The organism is Pseudomonas sp. PvP100 (assembly GCF_017833055.1).
Lineage (GTDB): Bacteria > Pseudomonadota > Gammaproteobacteria > Pseudomonadales > Pseudomonadaceae > Aquipseudomonas > Aquipseudomonas syringae.
In genome coordinates, this window is sequence record NZ_JAFIBO010000001.1 from 4,076,771 (window position 1) to 4,098,986 (window position 22,216).

At 60.3% G+C, this 22,216-nt stretch carries 16 protein-coding genes; 3 read left to right on the forward strand and 13 right to left on the reverse strand.

Annotated elements, in window-relative coordinates:
- Positions 1-10: 10 nt before the first annotated feature.
- A complete protein-coding gene (fdhA, locus tag JOE39_RS17530; protein WP_003316157.1) occupies positions 11-1,210 on the forward strand; it encodes a formaldehyde dehydrogenase, glutathione-independent in 1,200 nt (399 codons plus the stop codon).
- Between the two features lie 55 nt (positions 1,211-1,265).
- Here fdhA and JOE39_RS17535 read toward each other — a convergent pair whose 3' ends face one another.
- Together JOE39_RS17535 and JOE39_RS17540 are read right to left on the reverse strand one after the other, a co-directional pair.
- Positions 1,266-2,288 carry an RHS repeat-associated core domain-containing protein gene (locus JOE39_RS17535; RefSeq protein ID WP_210078537.1) on the reverse strand — a complete coding sequence of 341 codons (1,023 nt, stop codon included), beginning with the start codon at positions 2,286-2,288 and terminating at the stop codon, positions 1,266-1,268.
- Positions 2,289-2,407: 119 nt separating this feature from the next.
- Positions 2,408-8,224 carry a hypothetical protein gene (locus JOE39_RS17540; RefSeq protein ID WP_210078536.1) on the reverse strand — a complete coding sequence of 1,939 codons (5,817 nt, stop codon included), beginning with the start codon at positions 8,222-8,224 and terminating at the stop codon, positions 2,408-2,410.
- Between the two features lie 180 nt (positions 8,225-8,404).
- On the opposite strand from JOE39_RS17540, the gene JOE39_RS17545 reads away from it, so the two are divergent.
- Positions 8,405-8,968, forward strand: coding sequence for a DUF2780 domain-containing protein (locus JOE39_RS17545; RefSeq protein WP_074909656.1), 564 nt, complete (start codon positions 8,405-8,407; stop codon positions 8,966-8,968).
- 404 nt (positions 8,969-9,372) lie between these two features.
- On the opposite strand, the gene JOE39_RS17550 is transcribed toward JOE39_RS17545, so the two are convergent.
- The gene (locus JOE39_RS17550; RefSeq protein WP_003341312.1) at positions 9,373-10,266 is read right to left on the reverse strand and encodes an acyltransferase; all 894 of its coding nucleotides are present in this window, start codon (positions 10,264-10,266) and stop codon (positions 9,373-9,375) included.
- A gap of 193 nt (positions 10,267-10,459) precedes the next feature.
- Here JOE39_RS17550 and JOE39_RS17555 point away from each other — a divergent pair, with 193 nt between their 5' ends.
- Positions 10,460-10,963, forward strand: a complete 504-nt coding sequence (locus tag JOE39_RS17555) for an ATP-dependent zinc protease (protein WP_003393621.1) — start codon at positions 10,460-10,462, stop codon at positions 10,961-10,963.
- 206 nt (positions 10,964-11,169) lie between these two features.
- Here the strand turns inward: JOE39_RS17555 and JOE39_RS17560 are convergent, their stop codons facing one another.
- The 10 genes from JOE39_RS17560 to JOE39_RS17605 form a co-directional block, all read right to left on the reverse strand.
- Complete coding sequence (locus JOE39_RS17560) at positions 11,170-11,799, reverse strand: glutathione S-transferase family protein (RefSeq protein WP_024664141.1); 630 nt, start codon at positions 11,797-11,799, stop codon at positions 11,170-11,172.
- A gap of 69 nt (positions 11,800-11,868) precedes the next feature.
- Complete coding sequence (locus JOE39_RS17565) at positions 11,869-12,051, reverse strand: hypothetical protein (RefSeq protein WP_003316145.1); 183 nt, start codon at positions 12,049-12,051, stop codon at positions 11,869-11,871.
- Positions 12,048-13,181 (reverse strand): PepSY-associated TM helix domain-containing protein, encoded by a 1,134-nt coding sequence (locus JOE39_RS17570; protein WP_046265639.1) that lies wholly within the window; start codon positions 13,179-13,181, stop codon positions 12,048-12,050. The genes JOE39_RS17565 and JOE39_RS17570 overlap by 4 nt, the downstream gene beginning before the upstream one ends.
- 121 nt (positions 13,182-13,302) lie before the next feature.
- Positions 13,303-14,286 carry a FecR family protein gene (locus JOE39_RS17575; protein WP_024649532.1) on the reverse strand — a complete coding sequence of 328 codons (984 nt, stop codon included), beginning with the start codon at positions 14,284-14,286 and terminating at the stop codon, positions 13,303-13,305.
- Positions 14,283-14,801, reverse strand: coding sequence for an RNA polymerase sigma factor (locus JOE39_RS17580; RefSeq protein ID WP_046265638.1), 519 nt, complete (start codon positions 14,799-14,801; stop codon positions 14,283-14,285). Before JOE39_RS17580 ends, JOE39_RS17575 begins: the two co-directional genes overlap by 4 nt.
- Before the next feature lie 283 nt (positions 14,802-15,084).
- Positions 15,085-16,791, reverse strand: coding sequence for a choline dehydrogenase (gene betA / locus JOE39_RS17585; RefSeq protein ID WP_046265637.1), 1,707 nt, complete (start codon positions 16,789-16,791; stop codon positions 15,085-15,087).
- Between the two features lie 140 nt (positions 16,792-16,931).
- Positions 16,932-18,404, reverse strand: coding sequence for a betaine-aldehyde dehydrogenase (betB, locus tag JOE39_RS17590; RefSeq protein WP_003393629.1), 1,473 nt, complete (start codon positions 18,402-18,404; stop codon positions 16,932-16,934).
- A 101-nt stretch (positions 18,405-18,505) separates the two neighbouring features.
- Positions 18,506-19,099 (reverse strand): transcriptional regulator BetI, encoded by a 594-nt coding sequence (gene betI, locus JOE39_RS17595; RefSeq protein ID WP_002555619.1) that lies wholly within the window; start codon positions 19,097-19,099, stop codon positions 18,506-18,508.
- A 324-nt stretch (positions 19,100-19,423) separates the two neighbouring features.
- Positions 19,424-20,812, reverse strand: coding sequence for a GTPase/DUF3482 domain-containing protein (locus JOE39_RS17600; RefSeq protein WP_017279252.1), 1,389 nt, complete (start codon positions 20,810-20,812; stop codon positions 19,424-19,426).
- Positions 20,805-22,184 (reverse strand): DUF2868 domain-containing protein, encoded by a 1,380-nt coding sequence (locus JOE39_RS17605; RefSeq protein WP_096116823.1) that lies wholly within the window; start codon positions 22,182-22,184, stop codon positions 20,805-20,807. The genes JOE39_RS17600 and JOE39_RS17605 overlap by 8 nt, the downstream gene beginning before the upstream one ends.
- Positions 22,185-22,216: the final 32 nt, after the last annotated feature.

The following is a 22,216-nucleotide window of genomic DNA, read 5'->3' on the forward strand; positions in this document are numbered from 1 at the left end:
GGTGACATGTATGTCTGGTAATCGCGGTGTAGTGTATCTCGGCGCTGGCAAGGTCGAAGTGCAATCAATTCCTTTCCCGAAAATGGAAGATCCACGCGGCAAGCGCATCGAACACGGCGTGATTCTGCGCGTGGTCTCCACCAACATCTGCGGCTCCGACCAGCACATGGTACGCGGCCGCACCACGGCGCAAACCGGGCTGGTGCTCGGTCATGAAATCACTGGCGAGGTGCTGGAAGCCGGTCGTGACGTGGAACATCTGAAAGTCGGTGATCTGGTTTCTGTGCCATTCAACGTGGCGTGCGGTCGCTGCCGCAGTTGCAAGGAACAGAACACCGGTGTCTGCCTGACGGTCAATCCGGCGCGTCCCGGTGGAGCCTATGGCTATGTCGACATGGGTGACTGGGTTGGGGGCCAGGCTGAATACGTGCTGGTGCCTTACGCGGACTTCAACCTGCTCAAACTCCCGGACCGCGACGCGGCGATGGAGAAAATTCGCGACCTGACCTGCCTGTCCGACATCCTGCCCACCGGCTACCACGGCGCAGTGACTGCCGGGGTTGGCCCTGGCAGCACGGTTTATGTTGCAGGCGCCGGCCCGGTCGGCCTGGCTGCGGCGGCGTCAGCACGCTTGCTGGGCGCTGCTGTGGTGATCGTCGGCGACGTGAACCCGACGCGTCTGGTTCACGCCAAGGCCCAGGGCTTCGAAATTGCCGACCTGTCCCAGGACACTCCCTTGCACGAACAGATCGCTGCCCTGCTCGGCGAACCTGAAGTGGATTGCGCCATCGACGCCGTAGGCTTCGAAGCACGCGGTCACGGCCATGCTGGCGCTCAGGCCGAAGCACCCGCCACCGTTCTCAACTCGTTGATGGGCGTAGTGCGCGTCGCAGGCAAGATCGGCATCCCCGGCCTGTACGTCACCGAAGACCCGGGAGCCGTGGACGCCGCGGCAAAAATGGGCAGCCTGAGCATTCGCTTCGGTCTGGGCTGGGCCAAATCCCACAGTTTCCACACCGGCCAGACCCCGGTCATGAAATACAACCGCCAGCTGATGCAGGCGATCATGTGGGACCGCATCAAGATCGCCGACATAGTGGGTGTCGAGGTGATCAGTCTGGATGATGCTCCGCGGGGGTATGGCGAGTTCGATTCGGGCGTGCCGAAGAAGTTTGTGATTGATCCGCATGGGTTGTTTGGTGCTGCGTAAGCATCAACAGTAAAGTCGGTTTCTTGGCTACTTACGTTAGCAGATTCGAAGCGGGTCATTTAGCCCCTCGAATCTGCTTAGTTATCAAGCTCAACTCGTCATCATCAACAATTTCAAGAGCGAGTTTGTAAGAGGGTGGTGTCGACAGATCCTGAATAGGCTTAGCCAGTTTTCGCTGCTCTCTTATGTATTGTTGAACATGTGTATATTCATAAACGACATCATCCTCATCATACAAACTTAATCCGACTTGCGTATCACTTTTCAGCTTTTTAGACTTCTTGATAGATTCACGATAAAGCTTATCATTGGCCTTAAACTCTTTTGCAGCTTTTCTAGAGTCAAGACCTGCTTGTTTATTCAATTTTTTTGCAGACACAGTCACTGACTCGACTTGTCGCACCGCTGCAGAGCGACTTAACTGTGGCGCACTCGCACTTAATCCTGAGTTTATTTCGTCAGAAAGAGGCCGCAGAGAAGTACCAGTAACGTTGCCCGATGATAAACGCCGAGAAGGCTTCATTACTTTCAATGCCCTCAACAGCCCCTTCAATAAAGCGGGTGTACTCCCTGTCCAGTCAACCCAGTTAACCGGATCCCCCCCACAATACCCATACGCATTCACCCCACCCTCACCAAACGGGCTCAGACTGTCCGGGCTGTTAAACCTCATCAACACCGGGTTAAACGCCCGATACCCGTTACCCAGCAAATAGTGCCCCGTCACCGGGTCAACCCGCTGGCCGGTAAAGCCCGGCAGGCTTGCGGGGCCTGAAGGATGACGATGTCCGTAAGGCGTGTAGGCAAACTCCAACCCCTGAGCGGCGGTCACTGACTGCTGTTGATCCGTTACCAACAACGCGCCGTCGCGCTGATTATTTTCTGCACTCAGGCACGCCAGCAAATGCTCATCCGTGCGCATAAGCGTGTGCTGGACCTGCCCCTGAATCTGCATAGCCAGGTGTGTCTTCTGATAAAAAAGGCGAGTGCTACCCTGCCCCGCAGGCGCGCAATCGGCCAGGCGATCCAATGGATCGTAGCGATAGACACAGAGCACGGACTGCCCGGACGAAGCCATGTTGTCACTCCTTTGAAATCACCCATGGCAGCAAGTCTGGGCTGACTCCGTGCTTGCGCGCAGCTAGCAGAACTACTAGGCCGTTCCGCCTGCAGGACGAAAAACGCCGGGGACGCGCCCTACTCCCGCACAGCCCTCACCCATACCGAGTAATAATGCTCCTGCACGTAGGCGTTGCTGTCAGGTTCCGGCGACCCGCGCATGCTGTCGATTGACGGGAAAAGACCAAGGTTCCAGTTCCGTCTGGCGGGCAATTGCGGCGTGACTCCATTTTGATCAGGCTCACGTGCAGGCTCGGACAAATCCGAGGCCAGCACGCCGGTAATCTGCCCGTTCTGGTCCAGCACTTTCCCGGCCACGAACATGAAATGAAACGGGTAGTCAGAGGACGGGCTGCCCTCCAGCCCACCTCGCTCGATGAAACCGATACCTTCGCCGATCTCGGGAAATGACTGCTCGCCGACAAAGTAGTCAGAGTGGTCGCGTGCACTTATCCAGTCATCGAGCGCTGTTGTCGTGATATTCAGGCTCACCGGCTGGCCATCCTGCAGGGCGACGACCTCGACATTGGGCACCAGGGGCGTCGGATCGCCCAGGCTCTCGCCCCGGTAATCGAACGCGACTTGCCCACCGGCATATTTCGAGACCAGAAATTCGGTGCTGGAGATGCAGCTTTCAGGCACCGCTGCCTTGGCTTCAAGCCTCACATAACCGTCACGATCCGCTGCGATGGAGTGGAACAGACTCGATGGCACATTGAGCTTGCCGGGCACCAGAACGTCGTCGTTCATGATGTGCAGGTCTTCATGGTGAACCTGAAGCGTTCCGCTCGCCGTGTCATGAGCGGAATGGGACTCGTGGGTTGCCAAACTACCGGCCGGCCGCCGGGTGCGGATGCTGCAGATCATCTGATCGATGACATTGCCGCCCTTGAGCGCTGGCCGGTTGATCAGCGTGAACTCATGCCCGCCGATGTGACGCACCCAGGGCAGTGCCAGAGTCTCGGCGCGCGACCGGCCTTGCGGCGGCACCAGCAGAAACACCCCGCTGCGCTCATCCCAGTCGGCCCGGTAGATCCTGCCATTATCCAGCTTGACGTAGTCACGCCCTTCAATCGAGTAACTGCCGCGCTTTGGCCCGCTGCTGATCGCCTCGGCACCGGTCAGGTCGACAGCCGCGCTGGCAATCCCCACACCTCGGGTGCGCTCGGGATAAAGGGCGTCGTCGATGTGCAGTTGCAGTTGCGCACCGCTCAGATGTGCATGCTCGGCCGGCTGCTCCAGGCTGGTGACCGACTCATAGGTATAGCCGCGCTGCGAGGAGAGAAAAATGCGTCGCGCATCGGTTTCCGAGACATCATCAAGGGACAGCACCGCGATACTTTCGATTCTCGACGGGTCGGTAAAACAGGCTTCGATATCATCGATGACAGACCCCGAATGACTCAGGTAAAACTCGTCGTGGAGATGCCCCGCCAGCATGCCGAGATGCCTGGCAGGCGAATGGGCGAACCAGGCTTTCTCGCCTGACTTCAGGCTGACTTCTGCCATCATCAGGTTGTTCCGGGCCAGCTTCTCCTGAAGCTGACTGACGAAGCCGCTCCGCTCGCTGGCGAGCGGCGGAATGTTTTCCTGTGCAGCCAGAAGCGGCTCGTTCAAACGAAGCTGTTTGAGGATATTTTCCCCCAGGCTCAACTCCCGAGATCTCGATGCCGCCCCCCACTCAATGGTATGGCCCAGCAAGGTGTTGGCCAGCGCCGCCTGGTTACGCGCAGCAAAAAGAATGGCCAGTTCTGCGGGGGTATCGAGTACATAAAAGGGATTTTCCAACGTGGTAATGGACGAGGGCAGCCGCGATTTGATTTTGGCCACAGCGTCGATGTTCCTGGCAACCCACTGAGGGTTGCGTGCGTAGGCTTCGTTCGCTGCCTTCGAACCGTAGAACAGCTCCAGCGCAAAGTCATCATGGGCAATCCCGTTGCGATAATCCGACTGGTCGCGCCACAGGTGGGGCAACGCTCGCTTGGGATCTGCTTTCGGACTGATTTTCTGCAAAGTCAGAGCAACAGGTGGCTGGTCGTGCAACGTCTCGCCCGGCGCCAGCGCCAGGAAGTTCTCGATGGGCACAGTGCCGCGGTAGTGAACACCGCGATCCGCTTCGATCACCAGTTCCTGTCCGCTGCCATCACTGAGCGTCGCCAGGACACCCGCCACGGTCTTTCTGCCGACCAGACCTTGCAGCGTGTCGCTTATCCGGACGGTCACGAACATGCCTTGAGCCGCGATAATCTCTGCCTGGATTTCAGGCTTGTAGGCCGGTATGGCAGGCAACATTCTGGCGACTTCCATGCGGCTGCCGTCAGCGCGAATGAAGGCGGTCGTCTCCACTTCAGTACCTGCATGTTCGAGCACCTCGACGTGGCCATTACGCTCGGTAACGTATTTGTGCTCGATCACGCCAAGCGCTGTGGTCTGCAGTTTCGCATTGCTGTCCGAGTCGATGATCTGAGCAGGGACTGTTTCAAGCGTCGCCACACAGTTGTCATACCAGCTGACCGTGTTGGCAGGAGCCAGAAAACGCTCCGGCTTGCCGCTGAAACCGACCGGAAATGCTTCGGTATGGGCAAAACGTGAAAGCTGCGGGGCGTCGACCGTTGACTGCGGGCGCCTGCGCCATTGTCCTGCTTCCAGGTCCAGCGCATGCAGAGGTCGCAATTCCGTTCCTGCCACCCCGCTGACCGCCCGGCAGGCAAAGCCGTTGAGCATGTAGATCTTCTCGCTTATTCCACCCAGCAACACCGCCCGCGCGCCGCCCTCGACCATCGCGTTGCCGTTCCAGTCGATGCGCGTGACCTTCCTGCCCGTTTGCCGCTCGGATATCTGCCCATCCTCGGAAACCCGCCAGTGAGAGCTGCTTGTGGACGGCCGACGCCGCGCGAGGTGTTCGCCCTCGATGGCATCGCTGTGCTCAGGGTGTCGAACCGTTTCGGTCAGATCAGACCGGTCATGCACGGCGCGCTGGCTGACGGTCTGTTGATCATGCGGTCTCGCGGACCGGAGCCCCTTCACCGCTGATATGCCGCAATGCAGCGCCGAATGCAGACCGACCAGCATAAAGCCGAAGTTCTTCACAGACTCCTCGTAGTCGTTGGCCTTGATCGACTCGCCGAGGGCCTGGACCTGCTGGCTCATCGTCCAGATATTGGTGCCTTGCAGCATCAGTACACCCAGCACCCTGGGAGGGACCGTGCGCATTTTGCACAGCACCAACTCGGCAATGATGTTGAGTGCATCCATCGCGATGCCTTCATCATTGCCGTCGTAAATATCGAATCCCAGGTTGATGAAGTTGCCCAGCACAGGAATCAGTCCGCCGACCTGATGCACCAGTTGCAGCACATGCTGTGCGCTGGTCGACATGTTCTGAATGTCATCGTCGTTCGCCCGGGCGCTCAACATCTGCCTGAACGCCAGAGCACTGGCTTCAAGCCGGACCTTCTCGTCGGCGCTCAATAACTCGATGCAATGAACCGGTCTGTCACTGTCCGACAGCGCAGCCCCTTCCAGAGTCTGCAGGCGCTGGGCGGCCGTACCTGAAACCAGCACAAGCCGCTCGGCCTCCAGCGTCTGGTAGGTTTCGGTCGCCTGAATGGCGTAGTTCTCGGCGTCTAGCCTGAAGGCTGCCTGTGGCGCGGTCAGTCGAGCAGGCAGGTGGCCGTTGTTGACGAAGGCAATGTTCGCGTCGAATAAGCCGGTCAGCTTCGCTTGCAGGGCATCCAGACTTGCTGTGTAACGGGTTTTATCGGCGAGCGCCTGAGCCAGTCGCCCGAGCCGTTCATCACGATTGTCGGCAAGCGCCAGCTCGCGGCGCAGGTCTTCGTCATACACCACACTCAGCAGTGTTCGATAACCGGCCGACTCTTCATGCTTGAAAAACGTGCCGGTATTGATCCAGCCGGCCTGGTAACTGATATCGAACGAAGACCGCGCAATCACCGGCCAACAGGATTCGTTCAGCCCCAGATAACGACACAGTTCACGCGCCACGAACTCCGGCTGGGTAGGCTGCAGAACGACTTGCAGTCGCTGTTGATCCTCGAGGTCCTGCGCAATCACTCTGTAGTAGGTGTTGACTGCGTCATTCAAGCGCCGCGCATAGGCCGCCTGACGCTGTGCTTCCGGCAAAGCCGGCAGGTCCTCCTGGTAATGGGCCAGCAGATAACGGACCGCGCGCTGCAATGTAACCGAGTGGCCGACGTCCCATTGCACCTCGCGCAACTCCTCGGTCAGTTCCACAAACCGCGACCTGATGACGTCATAAGCCCCAAGCGCAAGGGGATCCACGTACAGAAACGGAGGTTCTTTGCTGCGGATATCGAAGGCTTCGATGTCGATATCGCTCAGCGAATGGCGACGCTGGACAGGATTGGGCACGATCACTTCCACGATCAGCCGTTCGATATTGATCGCCCCCTCGGCTTCGCCATAGCGAATGGTGTTGATCATGTAAGACGACAGTTCCTGGCGCGCCGCGTCGAAGTATCCGGCAAGATCCTTCGCGCGCCAGGGATTGACGGTGTGCTGCTCGCGGTAGACATCGTGGTGGCCGTCGCTGTCGTAGACAACCAGTTTCAGGGTGATGCCACCGGCTTGCTGGAACATTGCCAGCAGCGCGTTTTCGTTGTCTTGCAGCGATGCACCGAAATGCCGGTAGCTGTTCAGCAAAGTGCGACATCGATCAAGATGCCACCGCATCTCCTTCTCCAGCTCAAGGTCGATGACACCGTAATCGTCAGTTCCATGCGCCTGGACCTTGTGCTGCCGAAAGGTGTAGACCTGCGACGTATCGAGCATAAAACGCTGGTGTTCTGCGAGGGTGAAAGGCAACGCGCGCGCAAGCATCGCGAGATGGGCTTCGCGCTCTCCGGGCAACAGCGCAGTGATCGCCTGCAGCAGATCGTCTCGTGTGGCAGCCAAGGGAATGTCGACACCGTAGTAATCGAGCAGACCATGCAGTGAAACGGCTTGATCGTCGCGAATGGCCAGAATGCACCTGGCATCCGCCGACTGCAGATGCGGCGCCAACGGGGTCAGGCTGTCCGTGAAACGGATGACCCGCAGGTGCAGGTCTGACAACGTGGCATACGCAGGTTGCCGCCCCAGGGAGACGCCCTGCAGTTGCAGCGAGTGAACCGGCCGGCCTTCATTCATCCTGACATGCAGCACACAGGTGAAAGGCTGTCTGAAGTCCATCTGAGTCTTGTCGACCAGATCCAGAACGTAGCGCAGGTCTTTACGGCGTACCCCGGGCAACAGATCTTCATCGATATCGCCAGCCGGATCCACGCGGGCGATAACCCGCAGCAACGTCTTGAACTGCTGCAATATCGAACTGCCAAAAGCGACGCCGGCAAACAGCGGCGAGTCGTCAGCTACGGCCATGAACACGCTGTTGGTCATACAGGTGCCGGTCTTCACGTCCCGCAGGCGTGCGCGCAGCGTATTCAGCAACCTGGGGTAATCGCCCCGGGCGCGATCAATGCGCTCGGCTCGGACGCTCGGTGAATGGGACTCGCGCTGATGACTCTGCGCAATATCGAACGCCGCCTTGGCCAGTTCGTGCTCGGGGCCCGCATCCGATACTGGCGAATCGACGGAACGGGTAACACGTTCGGTGCTGTCGCCAAGCGCGTTAAGCTCATCGTCAAACAGCACTGATTTCAGGGTATTCAGGAGTTCGATGTCGTCGGCCCATCGCCCGAACGAGCTGGCTGCCCCGAGTACCTGGATCTCGTCCAGAAGCGTAAAACCTTCAGGCCGGGGCCGTTGGAGAATGGCGGCCAGCTGCTCGCTACCCTCAGTTGTCAGCATGTGCTGAAGACTTTCCCGGCCGGCAGCTGATATGGAAGGAAGTGATGCGGTGTAGGTGTCGGTCATTGCTGATGCTCCGTGCATTCCAAATGACCGACACCATGCTGTTTCGCGGAAAAAGCCGGGTAATACATAGATGTTCTGTGACTACGCCGGGCACACCGGGAACAAGTTTCTGTTCCTCCAGTCAAACCCTCTGCTTCATCGCCCACTCACGGGCGGTTCCGGTTCGATAAAGGTGACGCAATGAAAACTGCACGCGCAATGGCTTTGGCAACGTTGATGGCGGTGGGTGCAAGCCCTGCATTCGCCTTCAATCTGAATGACGCCGCGAACGCGGTCTCCAATGCCACCAATGGCAATCAGAAAGCCACGGCGGCACCCGAAGTCGCGGGGCTGCTCAATACCCTCGGTACGCAGCTCAATGTCACCTCGGAACAAGCGGTTGGCGGGACGGGCGCATTGCTGGGGCTGGCGAAAAACAAACTGACCAGCACCGATTATTCGCAGTTGGCCAAATCGGTTCCGGGACTGGAGCAAATGTCCGGAACGTCCGCGCTGGAAAGCCTGGGCGGCGCCGACGGGCTGGGCAGCCTGCTGGGCGGCAAATCGGGCAATAGCTCGATGCTCAACAGCGCGCTGGGCAATGTGCAGAGCATGGGTGATGTGAATAACGCCTTCAAGGCGTTGGGTATGGACAGCACAATGGTCAGCCAGTTTGCCCCGCTGATTCTGCAGTACCTGGGGCAGCAAGGTGCCAGTGGTTCGGCGTTGCAGAGTTTGAGTGGGTTATGGGGTGCCGGGAGCTGAACCGGACCTTATACGCGTAGCCGCCCTCAATATATCTCCGCTTTTGTACTGCTTTTTTTGCATAGCGCCTGAGATCAACGCACCCGCTGAATTGAAGGCCGCGCCAACCATGGCAGTGCTGCGGTCTTCAGGTAATTGCCCAGCAAGTAATATCCAGTGATCGGATCAATCGTCTGCCCTGCAAAACCGGGTACGCCCAGTGCGGATGTTTGCAGGGATCGCATGCCATAAGGACTTTAGACAAACGCATGGCGGCGCAGGGGCCAGGCTTGCCAGTCGGTCCAGTGCGTCGTAACGGTATGAGCCGATCAGCGAAACGTCGGGCGATGACATGAGAGCGGATTCCGGCAATATTAAAGGCCAGTCTCATCCGCCAGTTTCGCCTCGTCTCTCTGTCAGAACTGTCAGTGCCCGGGCAACTCCAGCCGCAACGCCGCAATGCGTGCATCTTTCTCGACCCAGAGCTGATTGACCCAACCCTGCACTTTCTCGCGAAACACAGGGTCGTTTTCGTAATCGCCCTGCCACAGCGCCGGGTCCAGCTCGCGGGTCCGGATGTCGACGATCACGTTGGAAACCCGGCCGCAGAGCATGTCCCAGAAACCGGGAATGCCTGATTCGGGATACACGACCGTGACGTCCAGGATGGCATCGAGTTGCTCGCCCATTGCCGCCAGCACGAAGGCAACGCCGCCGGCCTTGGGTTTGAGCAGATGTGTATACGGCGAGCCCTGGGCCGCATGTTTGGCTGCGGTGAAGCGCGTGCCTTCCAGGTAATTGACGATGGTCACCGGCTGGCGCTTGAACAGCTCACAGGCGGCCTTGGTGATTTCCAGGTCCTTGCCCTTGAGCTGCGGATGCTTCGCCAGGAACGCCTTGCTGTAGCGCTTCATGAACGGGTAGTCCAGCCCCCACCACGCGAGGCCCAGCAACGGTACCCAGATCAGTTCTTTTTTCAGGAAGAACTTGAAGAACGGTGTGCGCCGGTTGAGTGCCTGGACCAGCGCGGGAATATCCACCCACGACTGATGATTGCTGATGACCAGGTAGGAGGTGTCACCACGCAGCCCTTCATCGCCACGAATGTCCCACTGCGTCGGTATGCAGGTGGCGAAGATGACCTTGTCGATCTCGGCCCAGGTTTCGGCGATCCACATGACCGCAGCCGAACAGCGATCGCGCATCCGGCCTCTGAACAGCAGCTTGAGCAGCGCAAAAACCAATAGCGGACCGATCAGCACCAGCGTATTGATCAGTAACAGCAAGGCAACAAAACAGCCGGTGAGCAGACGGCGCATAACGGACTCTTGAAGGTTCAGGGGCGGCAATAATAAAGACCCACGCGTTTTACGCCAATTACACAGGTGCTTACAAATGTTTCACGTCTCGGCCTTTATGCTGACGTCATATTTATCCTGACGAACCTACAGCAGGTTCGCTGTCTAAACCCGGGCGCCAATCAGGCGCTGACTATTGCGAGGAACCTCTCACGTGAAACCGATCCTGGCGCTATTGTCTTTGCTGGCCCTGCCGGTCATGGCTGCTGAACCGACGTTGTATGGTCGCTACGAGAACATCAAGGTTGCGGAAATAGGCCAGACCTTCAAGGCCAAGATGGACACCGGCGCACTGACCGCCTCGCTGTCGGCGAAGGACATCGAGTTGTTCAAGCGCGATGGTGATGACTGGGTACGTTTCCGCCTGGCAACCAAGGGTGCGGACGACAAGGTGTATGAGCACAAGGTCTCGCGGATCAGCAAGATCAAGGGACGCGCCGAAGGTGATGACGATGATGACGAAGGCATCAACCCTGCCAAGCGTCCTGTCGTTGACCTGGAACTGTGCCTGGGCGACAAGAAGCGTACGGTCGAGGTCAATCTGGTGGACCGCAGCCACTTCAACTTCCCGCTGTTGATCGGTGCCAAGGCACTGCGTGAATTCGACGCCGCGGTCAATCCGGCCCGTCGCTACACCGCTGACGAGCCTGATTGCTGAGATTGTTCATAGTCCCCAGTATCGTGTGACGCTCCACGCCGGCGCAGCGCATATCTGTGACGCAGAGCGTCACCCACGGCATTCCCACGCTGGAGTGAGGAACGATAGGTGACCGTAAGAACACCATCGTGCCCATGCTCCGCGTGGGTATGCCGTTCAGGACGCTCTGCGTCCTATCCTGAACATAGGGCGCGGCGCAGATTGACTCAAACCGGCGGCTGGGTCGCGATCATCGATGGCCGTTGACTGACGTCCAGGTACCAGGCGGACAGTCGCGGATAAGTACTGCGCCAGTTGAGATCCGGCTGGCGGAAATCCAGATATCCAAGTGCAACGGCGACGCTGATCGATGCGACATCGAAGGACGTGCTGAGCTCGGTGATCGCGTCGCTATCGAAGTAATGCAGCGAGCGTTCAATCTTCTGCTGCTGGTTGTCCAGCCACTGGTCCCAGTGTTTTTCCTGCGGACGCAAGGCGGTTTCGTAGCGGATCAGCACCGCCGCATCCAGCAACGCATCGGCCAGCGAAGCCAGGGTCAGGCGCCTCCAGCGGGCCGAGCCTTCCCGGGGGATCAGTGGCAGGCCCACGTGCTGATGGTCGAGATAATCAAGAATCACACGGCTGTCATGAATGACATTACCGTCGGCCAGCCTTAACGCGGGAAGCTTGCCGGCCGGGTTGTCTTCGTTGAGCTCGGCAGACGGGCTGACCGGTGTCAGTACTGTGGTCTGCAACTCGACGCGATCGAGCTGAGCCGTTTCATGCAGCATCACCATCACCTTGCGGGCGAAGGGTGAAGCCGCGTTGAAGTACAACGTCATCGTGGGCGCTGACATGGGTATTCCTCGAATGAGACAGGATCCTAGACTAGTCAGCCTGTGACGCGTCTGCAATCAGCGTTTCAATCAGCCCCGCCGCACCAGCAAGCCCTTGATACTCAACAGGGCTGCCGTCCCCATGCCCAGCCACGCCAGCGTATCCCACCAGCCGTCACCCAGCAGCGCGGCGAACAAGCCGACGCCGATAAGCAGCGCTATCACGGTGGGTATCGCAAAGGTCTTCCAGAATCGCGATGGCCTGGAGCTCATTGCGCCACCTGAGCCTGAACAGTGCTCACCGAGCGCGCGGCACGACGCCTTACCCACCACAGATAAACGCCGCTGCCGAGCACGATGATGGTCAGCACGTCCAGCACTGCCCAGAGAATCTTCATCGGCATGCCGCCGTAATCACCGAAATGCAGAGGTTGCGACATGCCCAGTGCGTCCATGTACCAGGGACGTTCGACCACGGCGGTGACTTGCAGGGTCCGGGCGTCGATCAGCACCGGGGTGGCGAGGTGCGCAGTCAGGTGCGTATTGCCTTTGAGGAACACCGCGTAATGATGCTCGCTGGAGAAGCGCGTGCCGGGGAAGGCAATGAAATCGGCCTGCATGCCGGGCGCAGCGGATTCGGCAATCTCCAGCAATCGTGTCGCCGGGGCGCGCTGGCTCAATGGCGGCGCGTCCTTGTAAGGAGCGATCATGGTGGCCAGCGCGTCATTGCGCCAAGAGGCAATCAGCAGATCGGCACAGGCGCTGATCACCCCGGTCACGCCGACCACCAGCGCCCAGGTCAGTGTCACTACGCCGATCAGGTTGTGCAGATCCAGCCAACGCGTACGCCTGGATTTATTGACCCGCACCTGGCCGAACTCCAGCTTGCGCATGAACGGCGCATACAACACGGTCCCGGAAACGATCGCCACCACAAACAGCAAGCCCATGAACGCCAGCAACAGTTTGCCGGGCAGGTTGGCGTACAGGTCTACATGCAGGCGCAGCATGACCATCATGAAGCCGCCGTTGGCAGAAGGCATCTCCAGTGCCTCACCGGTGCGCGCATCGAGGGCGAAGGTGTGCGAGGAGTTGGGCTCGGTGCCGGCGGTTGCAGCGGTGATTGCCATTACGCCATTGGGGTCTTCGTCGTCCCAGCCGAAGTACTGCATCACCTCTCCAGGGCGATGCGCTTCAGCAGCCCTGGCCAGTTGCTCCAGGTCCAGGCGTGGCGTATCGGCAGGCATCTGTTTGTAATGCGGAGCGTCGCCGAGCAGATGATCGATTTCATGATGAAAGATCAGCGGCAGGCCGGTGACAGCCAGCATCAACAGGAACAGGGTGCAAATCAGACTGCTCCAGGTATGCACGATGGACCAGCGGCGCACGGTTTGGCTTTTCATGGTTTATCCACAGACGAAGGGACGCAGCGCTGAGCGCGTCCCCGAAATGACTTGTAAGACTAAGCCGCTCGAAACCGAAAAAGTGTCAGGGCGATACGCTGTCTGCATGAATGGGTATGTTTCAGAGTTTTGCCGGAGGATTACCGGGCTGTTGATCCCTGGGCAGCACGGACACCCACCACGCTGTGTGTTGTTCTATCTGCACAGGCAAGGTCGGCAGCAGCGCCTTGAGCGCCAGATCTGTGTCATTCAACGGGAAGGTGCCGGTCACCCGCAGATCAGCCACCTTCGGATCGACGCCCAGATGTCCTGTCCGGTAGCGCCCCAGTTCAGCGAGCATGTCCGCCAGCCGCGCGTTGTCCACCACCAGCATGCCGCGCGTCCAGGCATCGGCGCCGGAAGGCATGCCAAGCAACGGGCCAAGTCCGTTGCGGCTCAGCAGCACCTGTTGGCCTTCGCGCAGAACCTGTTCGCCGGGAGCATTGCGCGGGTGGGCGACAACCGCCGATTGCAACACGCTGAGCAGGGTTCCATCGGACTCGCGCCGAACCAGAAAACGCGTTCCCAGGGCGCGCATCTTTCCATCCGCCGTCTCGACGATGAAGGGCCGCGGGTCGTCATGATCGCCGGTCTGCACCAGTATTTCACCGTCCTGCAGAATGACCCGGCGTTGCTGCGCATCGAAGCGCACATCGATTGCGCTGTGGGTGTTCAGACGAATCAGGGTGTTGTCCGCCAGACGCACGTCGCGCTGTTCACCGGTGGCCGTGCGCTGGTCGGCAAGCCAGTAATCTATCGGTAGATAGCGGTCGCCGACGAACAATGCCAGGCCCAAGGCCATGAACACTCCGGCCAGACCGCCACCGAGCTTGCGCAAACTGTGTCGCAGGGCACCCGGTGACTGTTGCAACGCCTTGCGTGCCGGACCTGCGGGCAAAGCAAAGCGCTGATTGACCATGCCCAACTGGCTCCAGGCCCGGGCATGCTCTTCGTCGGCGGCCAGCCAGCGCGCCAGCTCGGCGTCATTGCCGCCGTTGCTGTCCATGTTCAACTGCCACTCGATGGCCGCATCGAGCACACGGGCAGAGACCGGTCTGGTGTTCACGTCGGCTCACCGTAGAGCGCCACGTAGCACTGCCGCATGGCCTGAGCCAGGTACTGCCTGACGCGCGAGACCGAAACGCCCAGCTTCTCGGCAATCTCGGCGTGACTCATGCCGTCGAGGCGACTGTACAGAAAGGCCGCCCGCGCCTTGCTGGACAGCGTGCCGAGCATGCGGTCGATGGCCTTGAGGTCTTCCAGAATAAGCATCTGCTTTTCCGGAGAGGGCTGCTCGGCCTCAGGCACCAGCATCAATTCCCCGAGATAGACCTGCTCCAGCGCAGCGCGCCTGAAGTGATCGAACATCAACCCTTTGGCGACGGTTGCCAGGAAAGCACGCGGCTCTCTGGGCGCAAGCAATTCATGGCGCCCCAGCAAACGCAAGAACGTGTCCTGACTCAAATCCTGAGCACGTTGCGGGCAGGCGACATTGCGTCTGAGCCAGGCCAGCAGCCAGCCGCGATGATCGCGATACAGCGCACCAACGATCTCGCTATGAGTGCTTGGGACTGACGACACGAATGGCCTCGATGAGAAAGTTCTAACTAAAGAGAATCATTCGCGATTGTGGCAGAGCGGAGGGGTAGTGGCAATTCGCGTCTGTCGGGAGGAGGGTCTGAATCGAGTCGGCGCTCGTAACTATGCTCCGCGCCCATTGCGACGCGGAGCGTAGGAAAATGCATTGCTGGAGCGTGAGGAACGAGAATCTCGTAACTATCGTGCCAATGCTCCAGTGTGAAATACATTCCACGCTGGAGCATGCACAACCAAAGGCGTCCCGGGAGGACGCCTGGTCGTCGGATCAACCCTGGTGGCTGATCTCGCGCAGCGGCTTGCCGCGTGCCGGCTTGTCGCCTGCGACGAAGTAGTCGGCCGTGCTGCGTGGCAAAGGCTGGCGACCACGAATCTTGTCGGCGATTTTCTCGGCGATCATGATCGTCGGTGCATTCAGGTTACCGGTGGTGATGATCGGCATGATCGAGGCATCGACCACACGCAGGCTTTGCAGGCCATGCACGCGACCCTGTCCATCGACAACCGCCATCTCGTCGGTGCCCATCTTGCACGAGCAGGACGGGTGATAAGCCGTTTCGGCATGCTCACGCACGAACTGATCCAGCGCCTCGTCGGACTGCACGTCGATGCCGGGGCTGATTTCGCGGCCACGGTACGGGTCCAGTGCCGGTTGCTGCATGATCTCGCGAGTCAGGCGGATGCCGTCACGGAACTCCTGCCAGTCCTGCTCGCTGGCCATGTAGTTGAACAGGATGCTCGGGTACTCGCGCGGGTCTTTGGATTTGACCTGCACGCGGCCACGGCTCGGCGAACGCATGGAGCCGACGTGAGCCTGGAAACCGTGTTCCTGAACGCCCTTGGTGCCGTTGTAGTTAATCGCGACCGGCAGGAAGTGGTACTGAATGTTCGGCCATTCGAACGCTTCACTGGAGCGAATGAAACCACCGGCTTCAAACTGGTTGCTCGCACCGATACCTGTACCGAGGAACATCCACTCGGCACCGATAGCAGGCTGGTTCCACCACTTCAGCGAAGGATACAGCGACACTGGCTGGGTGCAGGCGTACTGCAAGTACATCTCCAGGTGATCCTGAAGGTTCTGGCCAACGCCCGGCAGGTCATGAACCACCGGAATATCCAGCTTGTTCAGCACTTCGGCCGGGCCGACGCCGGACCGCTGGAGAATCTGTGGCGAAGCGATCGCGCCGCCGCACAGCAGCACTTCCTTGCGGGCACGGGCCTGGATGCGGGTGTCGCTGTCGCCCACCAGATAGGCAACGCCTACGGCACGCTTGCCTTCGAACAGAATACGATCGGTCAGCGCGTGAGTGACGATGGTCAGGGTCGAGCGCTTCTTGGCCTCGTCCAGATAACCACGGGCGGTACTGGCGCGACGGCCATTAGGCGTCACGGTGCGGTCCATTGGACCAAAACCTTCCTGCTGGTAACCGTTGAGGTCGTCAGTGCGCGGGAAACCGGCTTGTACGCCGGCCTCGACCATCGCGTGGAACAGCGGATTGTTGCCCGCCTTGGGTGTGGCCACGCTGACCGGACCTTCACCACCGTGGTAGTCATTCGGGCCGATGTCGCGGGTTTCCGCCTTGCGGAAGTACGGCAGGCAATCGAGGTAGCTCCAGTCTTCGAGACCCGGCTCCTTGGCCCAGCCGTCGTAGTCCATCGCGTTGCCGCGGATATAGCACATGCCGTTGATCAGCGATGAGCCGCCCAGGCCTTTACCACGACCGCATTCCATCCGGCGGTTGTTCATGTGCGGCTCTGGCTCGGTCTCGTAGGCCCAGTTGTAGCGACGGCCCTGCAGCGGGAATGCCAAGGCGGCAGGCATCTGGGTACGGAAATCCAGACGGTAGTCCGGGCCACCGGCTTCGAGCAGCAGAACAGTGACGCCTGCGTCTTCGGTGAGACGGGCTGCCAGGGTGTTACCGGCCGAGCCGGCACCAATGATGATGTAGTCGTATTCGGATTGAGTTGTCATAGAGGCTCCCTCATAGAGCTGCGAGTTTCAAGCCTTGGCCGCAAGCAGAAGCAGCCAGGCGATACTCGTGAAAATGGGGTGCGGCAGGCAGCTTTTGAGTGCGTCTGCTTGAGGCCTGCCGCGTGCCACTGAAAACGTGTTTAGAAAACCGAGGCGTAATCGCCCAGCTCGATCTGTACCGACTTGATGCGCGTGTACTGGGCCAGCGAGCTGATGCCGTTCTCACGACCAACGCCCGACTGCTTGTAACCGCCGACCGGCATTTGTGCCGCCGACTCGCCCCAGGCGTTGATCCAGCAGATACCGGCTTCCAGCAGATGAATCACGCGGTGGGCGCGGTTCAGGTCGCGGGTCACGATGCCAGCGGCCAGGCCGAAGTCGGTGTCGTTGGCGCGGCGCACCACTTCATCTTCGGTGTCGTAACCGAGGATGCTCATCACCGGGCCGAAGATTTCTTCACGCACGATGGTCATCTCGTCGGTGCAGTCGGTGAACACGGTCGGGGCAACGAACGCGCCCTTGTCGAACACACCGCCAGTCAGGCGATCGCCGCCGCACAACAGACGTGCGCCCTGCTCTTTGCCCTTGGCGATATAGCCCAGCACGCTTTCCATGTGCTCGAAGCTGACCAGCGGGCCGAAATTGATGTTTTCGTCTTCCGGGTTGCCGGCGCGGATGCGCTTCACACGCTCGAGGATCTTCGCTTCGAACTCGGCCTTCAGGGCGTTCGGCACGAACACGCGGGTGCCGTTGGTGCAGACCTGGCCGGAACTGTAGAAGTTGGCCATCATCGCGATGTCAGCGGCGCGGTCCAGATCGGCGTCATCAAACACGATCAGCGGTGACTTGCCGCCCAGCTCCATGGTCACTTCCTTGAGCGACGAGCTCGAGGCGCTGGCCATGACTTTCTTGCCGGTGTCGGTGCCGCCAGTGAATGAGACTTTCTCGATGCGCGGGTGCTCGGTGATCCAGGTGCCGACTTCACGGCCGCTGCCGGTCAGCACGTTGAATACGCCGTTCGGTACGCCTGCTTCGGTGTAGATTTCTGCCAGCTTCAGGGTCGTCAGCGAAGTGACTTCACTCGGCTTGAAGATCATCGCATTGCCCGCCGCCAGTGCCGGGGCGGATTTCCACAGTGCGATCTGGATCGGGTAGTTCCAGGCGCCGATACCGGCTACCACACCCAGCGGCTCGCGACGGGTGTACACGAAGGAAGAATCGCGCAGCGGGATCTGCTCGCCTTCGATGGCGGGCACCAGACCTGCGTAATATTCCAGCACGTCGGCGCCGGTCACGATATCCACGTAGCGGGTTTCGGAGATGGCCTTGCCGGTGTCCAGCGTTTCCAGAGCAGCCAGTTCATCGTTGCGCTCACGCAGGATGTCGACGGCACGGCGCAGGATGCGCGAACGCTCGACCGCCGTCATGGCGGCCCAGATTTTCTGACCCTTTTCGGCCGCGACGACGGCGCGCTCGACATCGTCCTTGCCTGCACGCTGGATCTGCGCCAGGACTTCGCCGTTCGCCGGATTGATGGCGTCGAAAGTTTCAGGGTTGCTGGCATCGACATAACCGCCATCGATGTAGAGTTTCTGCAGTTCAAAACGGGCCATAAAGTCCTCGCAAATTCAGTGGGGGACGATGACTGTTTTCAGTGTGCCGGGGTGGTTCGGCACGGGCTTATACAGTCGTTCGGTGAGGCGCTTCGAAAGCGTCAGCTCGCCGATTTCGCCAATTGAAAGTCCATGTACTCGTAAGCGATCCGTTGCGCTTGCTCGGTGTCGAATGCATCGCCTGACAGCGCGCCTCTCAGCCACAACCCGTCTATCAGGGCTGCCAGCCCGCGGGCGGCGCTGCGTGCCTGTTCCAGTGGCAAGGTGCGGCGGAACTGACAGCACAGGTTCGAATACAAACGGTGGTCGTTGATACGCTGCAATCGGTGCAGCGAAGGGTGATGCATGCTGGTCGCCCAGAAGGCCAGCCAGGTTTTCATGGCCGGGCCGCTGACCTGACTGGCGTCGAAGTTGCCTTCGATGATCACTTGCAGGTGAGCCCTGGGGCTGTCTTCGGTCAGCGCCTGACGGCGTTCGCGGACGTTCTGGATCAAGGCGTTCATCAGATGCCGCATCGTGGCGGCGATCAGGCCGTTCTTGTCCTGAAAATAATGACTGATGATGCCGTTTGATACGCCTGCCAGTCGCGCGATCAGCGCAATGCTGGCATCGCCCATACCGACCTGATCGACCGCAGTCAGCGTGGCCTGGATCAACTGTTGGCGGCGGATGGGTTGCATTCCGACCTTGGGCATTGGCGCGATTCTCCCGGGTGTCTGCAGTGATCGTTGTAACGAAAAGACGAGACCAGTCTAAAGATTTTTTATTGAACGATCAATCAATAAAAAATCCGTGCCCAGTTTTAGCGGCAAGCGACACGTTGAAAAGCGCCTGAATGCGGGTGTGCTGGAGGATGCGTCAAGGCGCATATGTGTGACGCGGAGCGTCACGACAGGCATTGCCACGCTGGAGCGTGAGGAGCGATGACCTCAACTATCGTGCTCTTCAACTATCGTGCGACGCTGCGCGTCGCATGCCGTTCTGGACGCTCTGCGTCCGGTCTTCAGCGCCGGAACAGTTCAATCCTGCAAAACCACAGCCGCCAGCTCATCAATCGCTTCCTGCCGCTCAGCCTGATTCGGTTTGGGCTGCGGGTTGAGTGTCGACCACTGCGGGTGGGCGCGGGCGCGTGACAGGGGTTCGGGGATTTTGCCTTTGCGCCAGGTCTTGTCCTGCGGTGTGGTCAGTTCGATGCTGTGCAGGGCAGCATGACCCCTGACACCCAGCGCCAGCAGCAAGTGGCGTTGACGCAGGGCGAGCAGGCGCAGTACCGCATCGTCGACGGTCAGTTCTCTGCGCCCCTTGAGCTTGCCGAGCAACCGGCCTCCGTAGCTGCGCGCTGTGGATAACGCACCACCGGCAATCGCCCCGACCAGCGCCGCCGCACCCAGCGTCACGCCGCCAACCATCAGGTCGACACCTGCTCCGGCCGCCGCACCAGCCGCTACACCGCCGCCAACGCGCACGCCCATCAACTTCAGGGTTTCCGGGTTGAACAGGTCATCGCCCCAACGGCCGTCCATCAGCGGCAAATCGCTGCTGGACACATCATCCTTGCGAAACGCATACAGCTTGAGCAGCGCCTCGACACATTGCTGCTCGCGCTGCCGAACCGCCTTGCGCAGCGCTTCCACAGCCTGCTGCTCCTGGTCGGCGGTGGTTTCGACACTGCGCCGGCAAGCTGCGCAATCAATCAGCAGTTCGGCGATCAGGCGAGCGGCGCTGTGGCGTTTGGCTGTGCGCTGTTTTTCCTGATCATCAATCAAACGTTCGAGCCGCGGCCGCGCGCTTTCCAGCAACAGTGCCAGGCTTTCATACAGACGACGGCCGCCGTCTTCCGGGGGCGCCACGCTGTCGAAACGCACCAGCGCATGCAGGCCCAACCGTGAAAGCGCTTCGCGCCACTCAGGCTCGCGGTGCTGCTGCGCACTGACGAAATTCAGCACCGGCAGCAGTGGCTTGCCGCAGCTTGCCAAAACCGCCAGTTCGTCACGGTATTTGGCCAGCACCGGCTCACGCGCATCGATCACATAAAGACCCGCGTCCGAGTCGAGCAACTGGCGCATGACCTTGGCCTCTTGCTCAAAACGCTGGCGTGCCTCGCTGCCCTCCAGAAAACGCGTCAGTCGCGCTGGTCCGTCCAGACGCTCGCCGGGACGGTCCAGACGCTCCAGATAATCGAGCAGCGCGATAGCGTCCTCCAGGCCAGGCGTGTCGTACAGCTCGACCAGCGCCTCGCCGTCCACAGAAAGGCGTGCGCCCTCGACATGACGCGTCGTGCTGGGGCGATGGGACACTTCGCCGAAACTGACATCACCCGTCAGGGTACGCAGCAGCGAGGTCTTGCCGACGTTGGTATGACCGACCACCGCCAACCTGATCGCACGAGTGCTGTCTGCTTCAGTCATGGCCTGTCTCCAGCCAGTTCAAGGGCGCACTGTCGGCGTGCGGCAACTGCAATTGATCCAGCGCGACGTGCCAGTCGCCGAGGCGCTCAGGGTCAAGCCTCTGCCCGGCAGGCGCGGGCAGCAGCCAGATGCGCGCTGCACCGGCGCAGCGTGCCAGTTCGGCGATCAACGCCAGACTGCCACGGTCCGGCGAGCGGCGCGGGTCGCAGGCGATCACCATGCGCGCAGGCGGATACTGGGTCAGTTGCTCCAGCAGCTTGTGGCGCGACTCACGGCTGTCGAGAATGCCTGCATCGGCCACACCCGACGGCAGCGCTGGCGGCCAGACCTGCTGATCATCCAGCTCGATGGCCACCAGCAGCGCGCCGTTGCTTTCGGTTGCTCCTGCCCCGGACTGCACCTGATGCAGCGCAGCAGGCTCGGCATCGTTGACACCCAGGCGCTCGCTGCTGGGCATCAGGCGCTCACGCAATTCAAGGTATTCGGGTAAATCCAGATCGAGGCGCAGCGCTGCCCTGCCCTGCTTCCAGCGCCACAGGCAGAACCCGGCCAGCAACAGCCGCGGCACGATGCCGTACACCAGCAACACACCCACCAGCCAGGCCGCCCAGGCCTGACGCGCGTTCTCGATACTCAACGCGCCATTGCCGCTGGCACGAATCATGGTTTCGTCCGGCACGCTGAACCCCAGCCACGCCGGGATCGTACTGAGCGTCTGGGTAAGGCTGACGAACGTGTCGCTGCTCAGAATGGTGGTTTCCCAGACAAACCCGTAACGTCGGGTCGCCATCAGCATCAACAGCAACACCAGCGCAGTGAGTAACGCCAGCAGCCACAGGCTGTGAACCACCAGCCCGAGCGCCCAGCGATTCAGGCGCTGGCGTTGCAGCAGCAAAACCAGCGCCGGGGCGAGCTGCGCGGCCTGGGCATCACGGGCGAGCTTTTCGCTCAGCCACAGCCACACACGGCCCAGCCCGGTATTACTGCGCCCGGCGAAGATCAGGCCCAGCGCCCAGGTCAGCAACAGCACAAGGTTCAGCCCAAGCAGGCTGCCCAGCGCCCAGAACACATTGACCGGTGCCTGCCCGTCGCCCATTGCGGCGAACGCCAGGCCCGCGCCACTGATGACCGAGAGCACCGCCAGCGCAATCAACGCCAGCCGCGCGCCCTGCTTCCAGTGGTGCAGTGCGCCAAGCATGCCGTCGCGCTGCGCCAGGCCGAGGGCGCGGTGGGTAATGCGCGCCGTCAGGTCGCCTCCGGCAGCGCGGGCACGGCGATTGGCTTCCTGATCATCCAGCACGCCAGCCTGTTGTTCGCGCAGGCGTACGGCTTCGGTCAGCCAAAGGGTATCGAGGGGGGTCAGTGCAGTCACACAGTGTCTCTTGATTGAATTCAGCGGTGAGC

Bases quoted from the DNA above. Each gene is read 5' to 3' on its own strand.
- fdhA (WP_003316157.1), top strand. From the start codon at position 11: ATGTCTGGTAATCGCGGTGTAGTGTATCTCGGCGCTGGCAAGGTCGAA.
- JOE39_RS17535 (WP_210078537.1), bottom strand. From the start codon at position 2,288: ATGGCTTCGTCCGGGCAGTCCGTGCTCTGTGTCTATCGCTACGATCCA.
- JOE39_RS17540 (WP_210078536.1), bottom strand. From the start codon at position 8,224: ATGACCGACACCTACACCGCATCACTTCCTTCCATATCAGCTGCCGGC.
- JOE39_RS17545 (WP_074909656.1), top strand. From the start codon at position 8,405: ATGAAAACTGCACGCGCAATGGCTTTGGCAACGTTGATGGCGGTGGGT.
- JOE39_RS17550 (WP_003341312.1), bottom strand. From the start codon at position 10,266: ATGCGCCGTCTGCTCACCGGCTGTTTTGTTGCCTTGCTGTTACTGATC.
- JOE39_RS17560 (WP_024664141.1), bottom strand. From the start codon at position 11,799: ATGTCAGCGCCCACGATGACGTTGTACTTCAACGCGGCTTCACCCTTC.
- JOE39_RS17565 (WP_003316145.1), bottom strand. From the start codon at position 12,051: ATGAGCTCCAGGCCATCGCGATTCTGGAAGACCTTTGCGATACCCACC.
- JOE39_RS17570 (WP_046265639.1), bottom strand. From the start codon at position 13,181: ATGAAAAGCCAAACCGTGCGCCGCTGGTCCATCGTGCATACCTGGAGC.
- betA (WP_046265637.1), bottom strand. From the start codon at position 16,791: ATGACAACTCAATCCGAATACGACTACATCATCATTGGTGCCGGCTCG.
- betB (WP_003393629.1), bottom strand. From the start codon at position 18,404: ATGGCCCGTTTTGAACTGCAGAAACTCTACATCGATGGCGGTTATGTC.
- betI (WP_002555619.1), bottom strand. From the start codon at position 19,099: ATGCCCAAGGTCGGAATGCAACCCATCCGCCGCCAACAGTTGATCCAG.
- JOE39_RS17600 (WP_017279252.1), bottom strand. From the start codon at position 20,812: ATGACTGAAGCAGACAGCACTCGTGCGATCAGGTTGGCGGTGGTCGGT.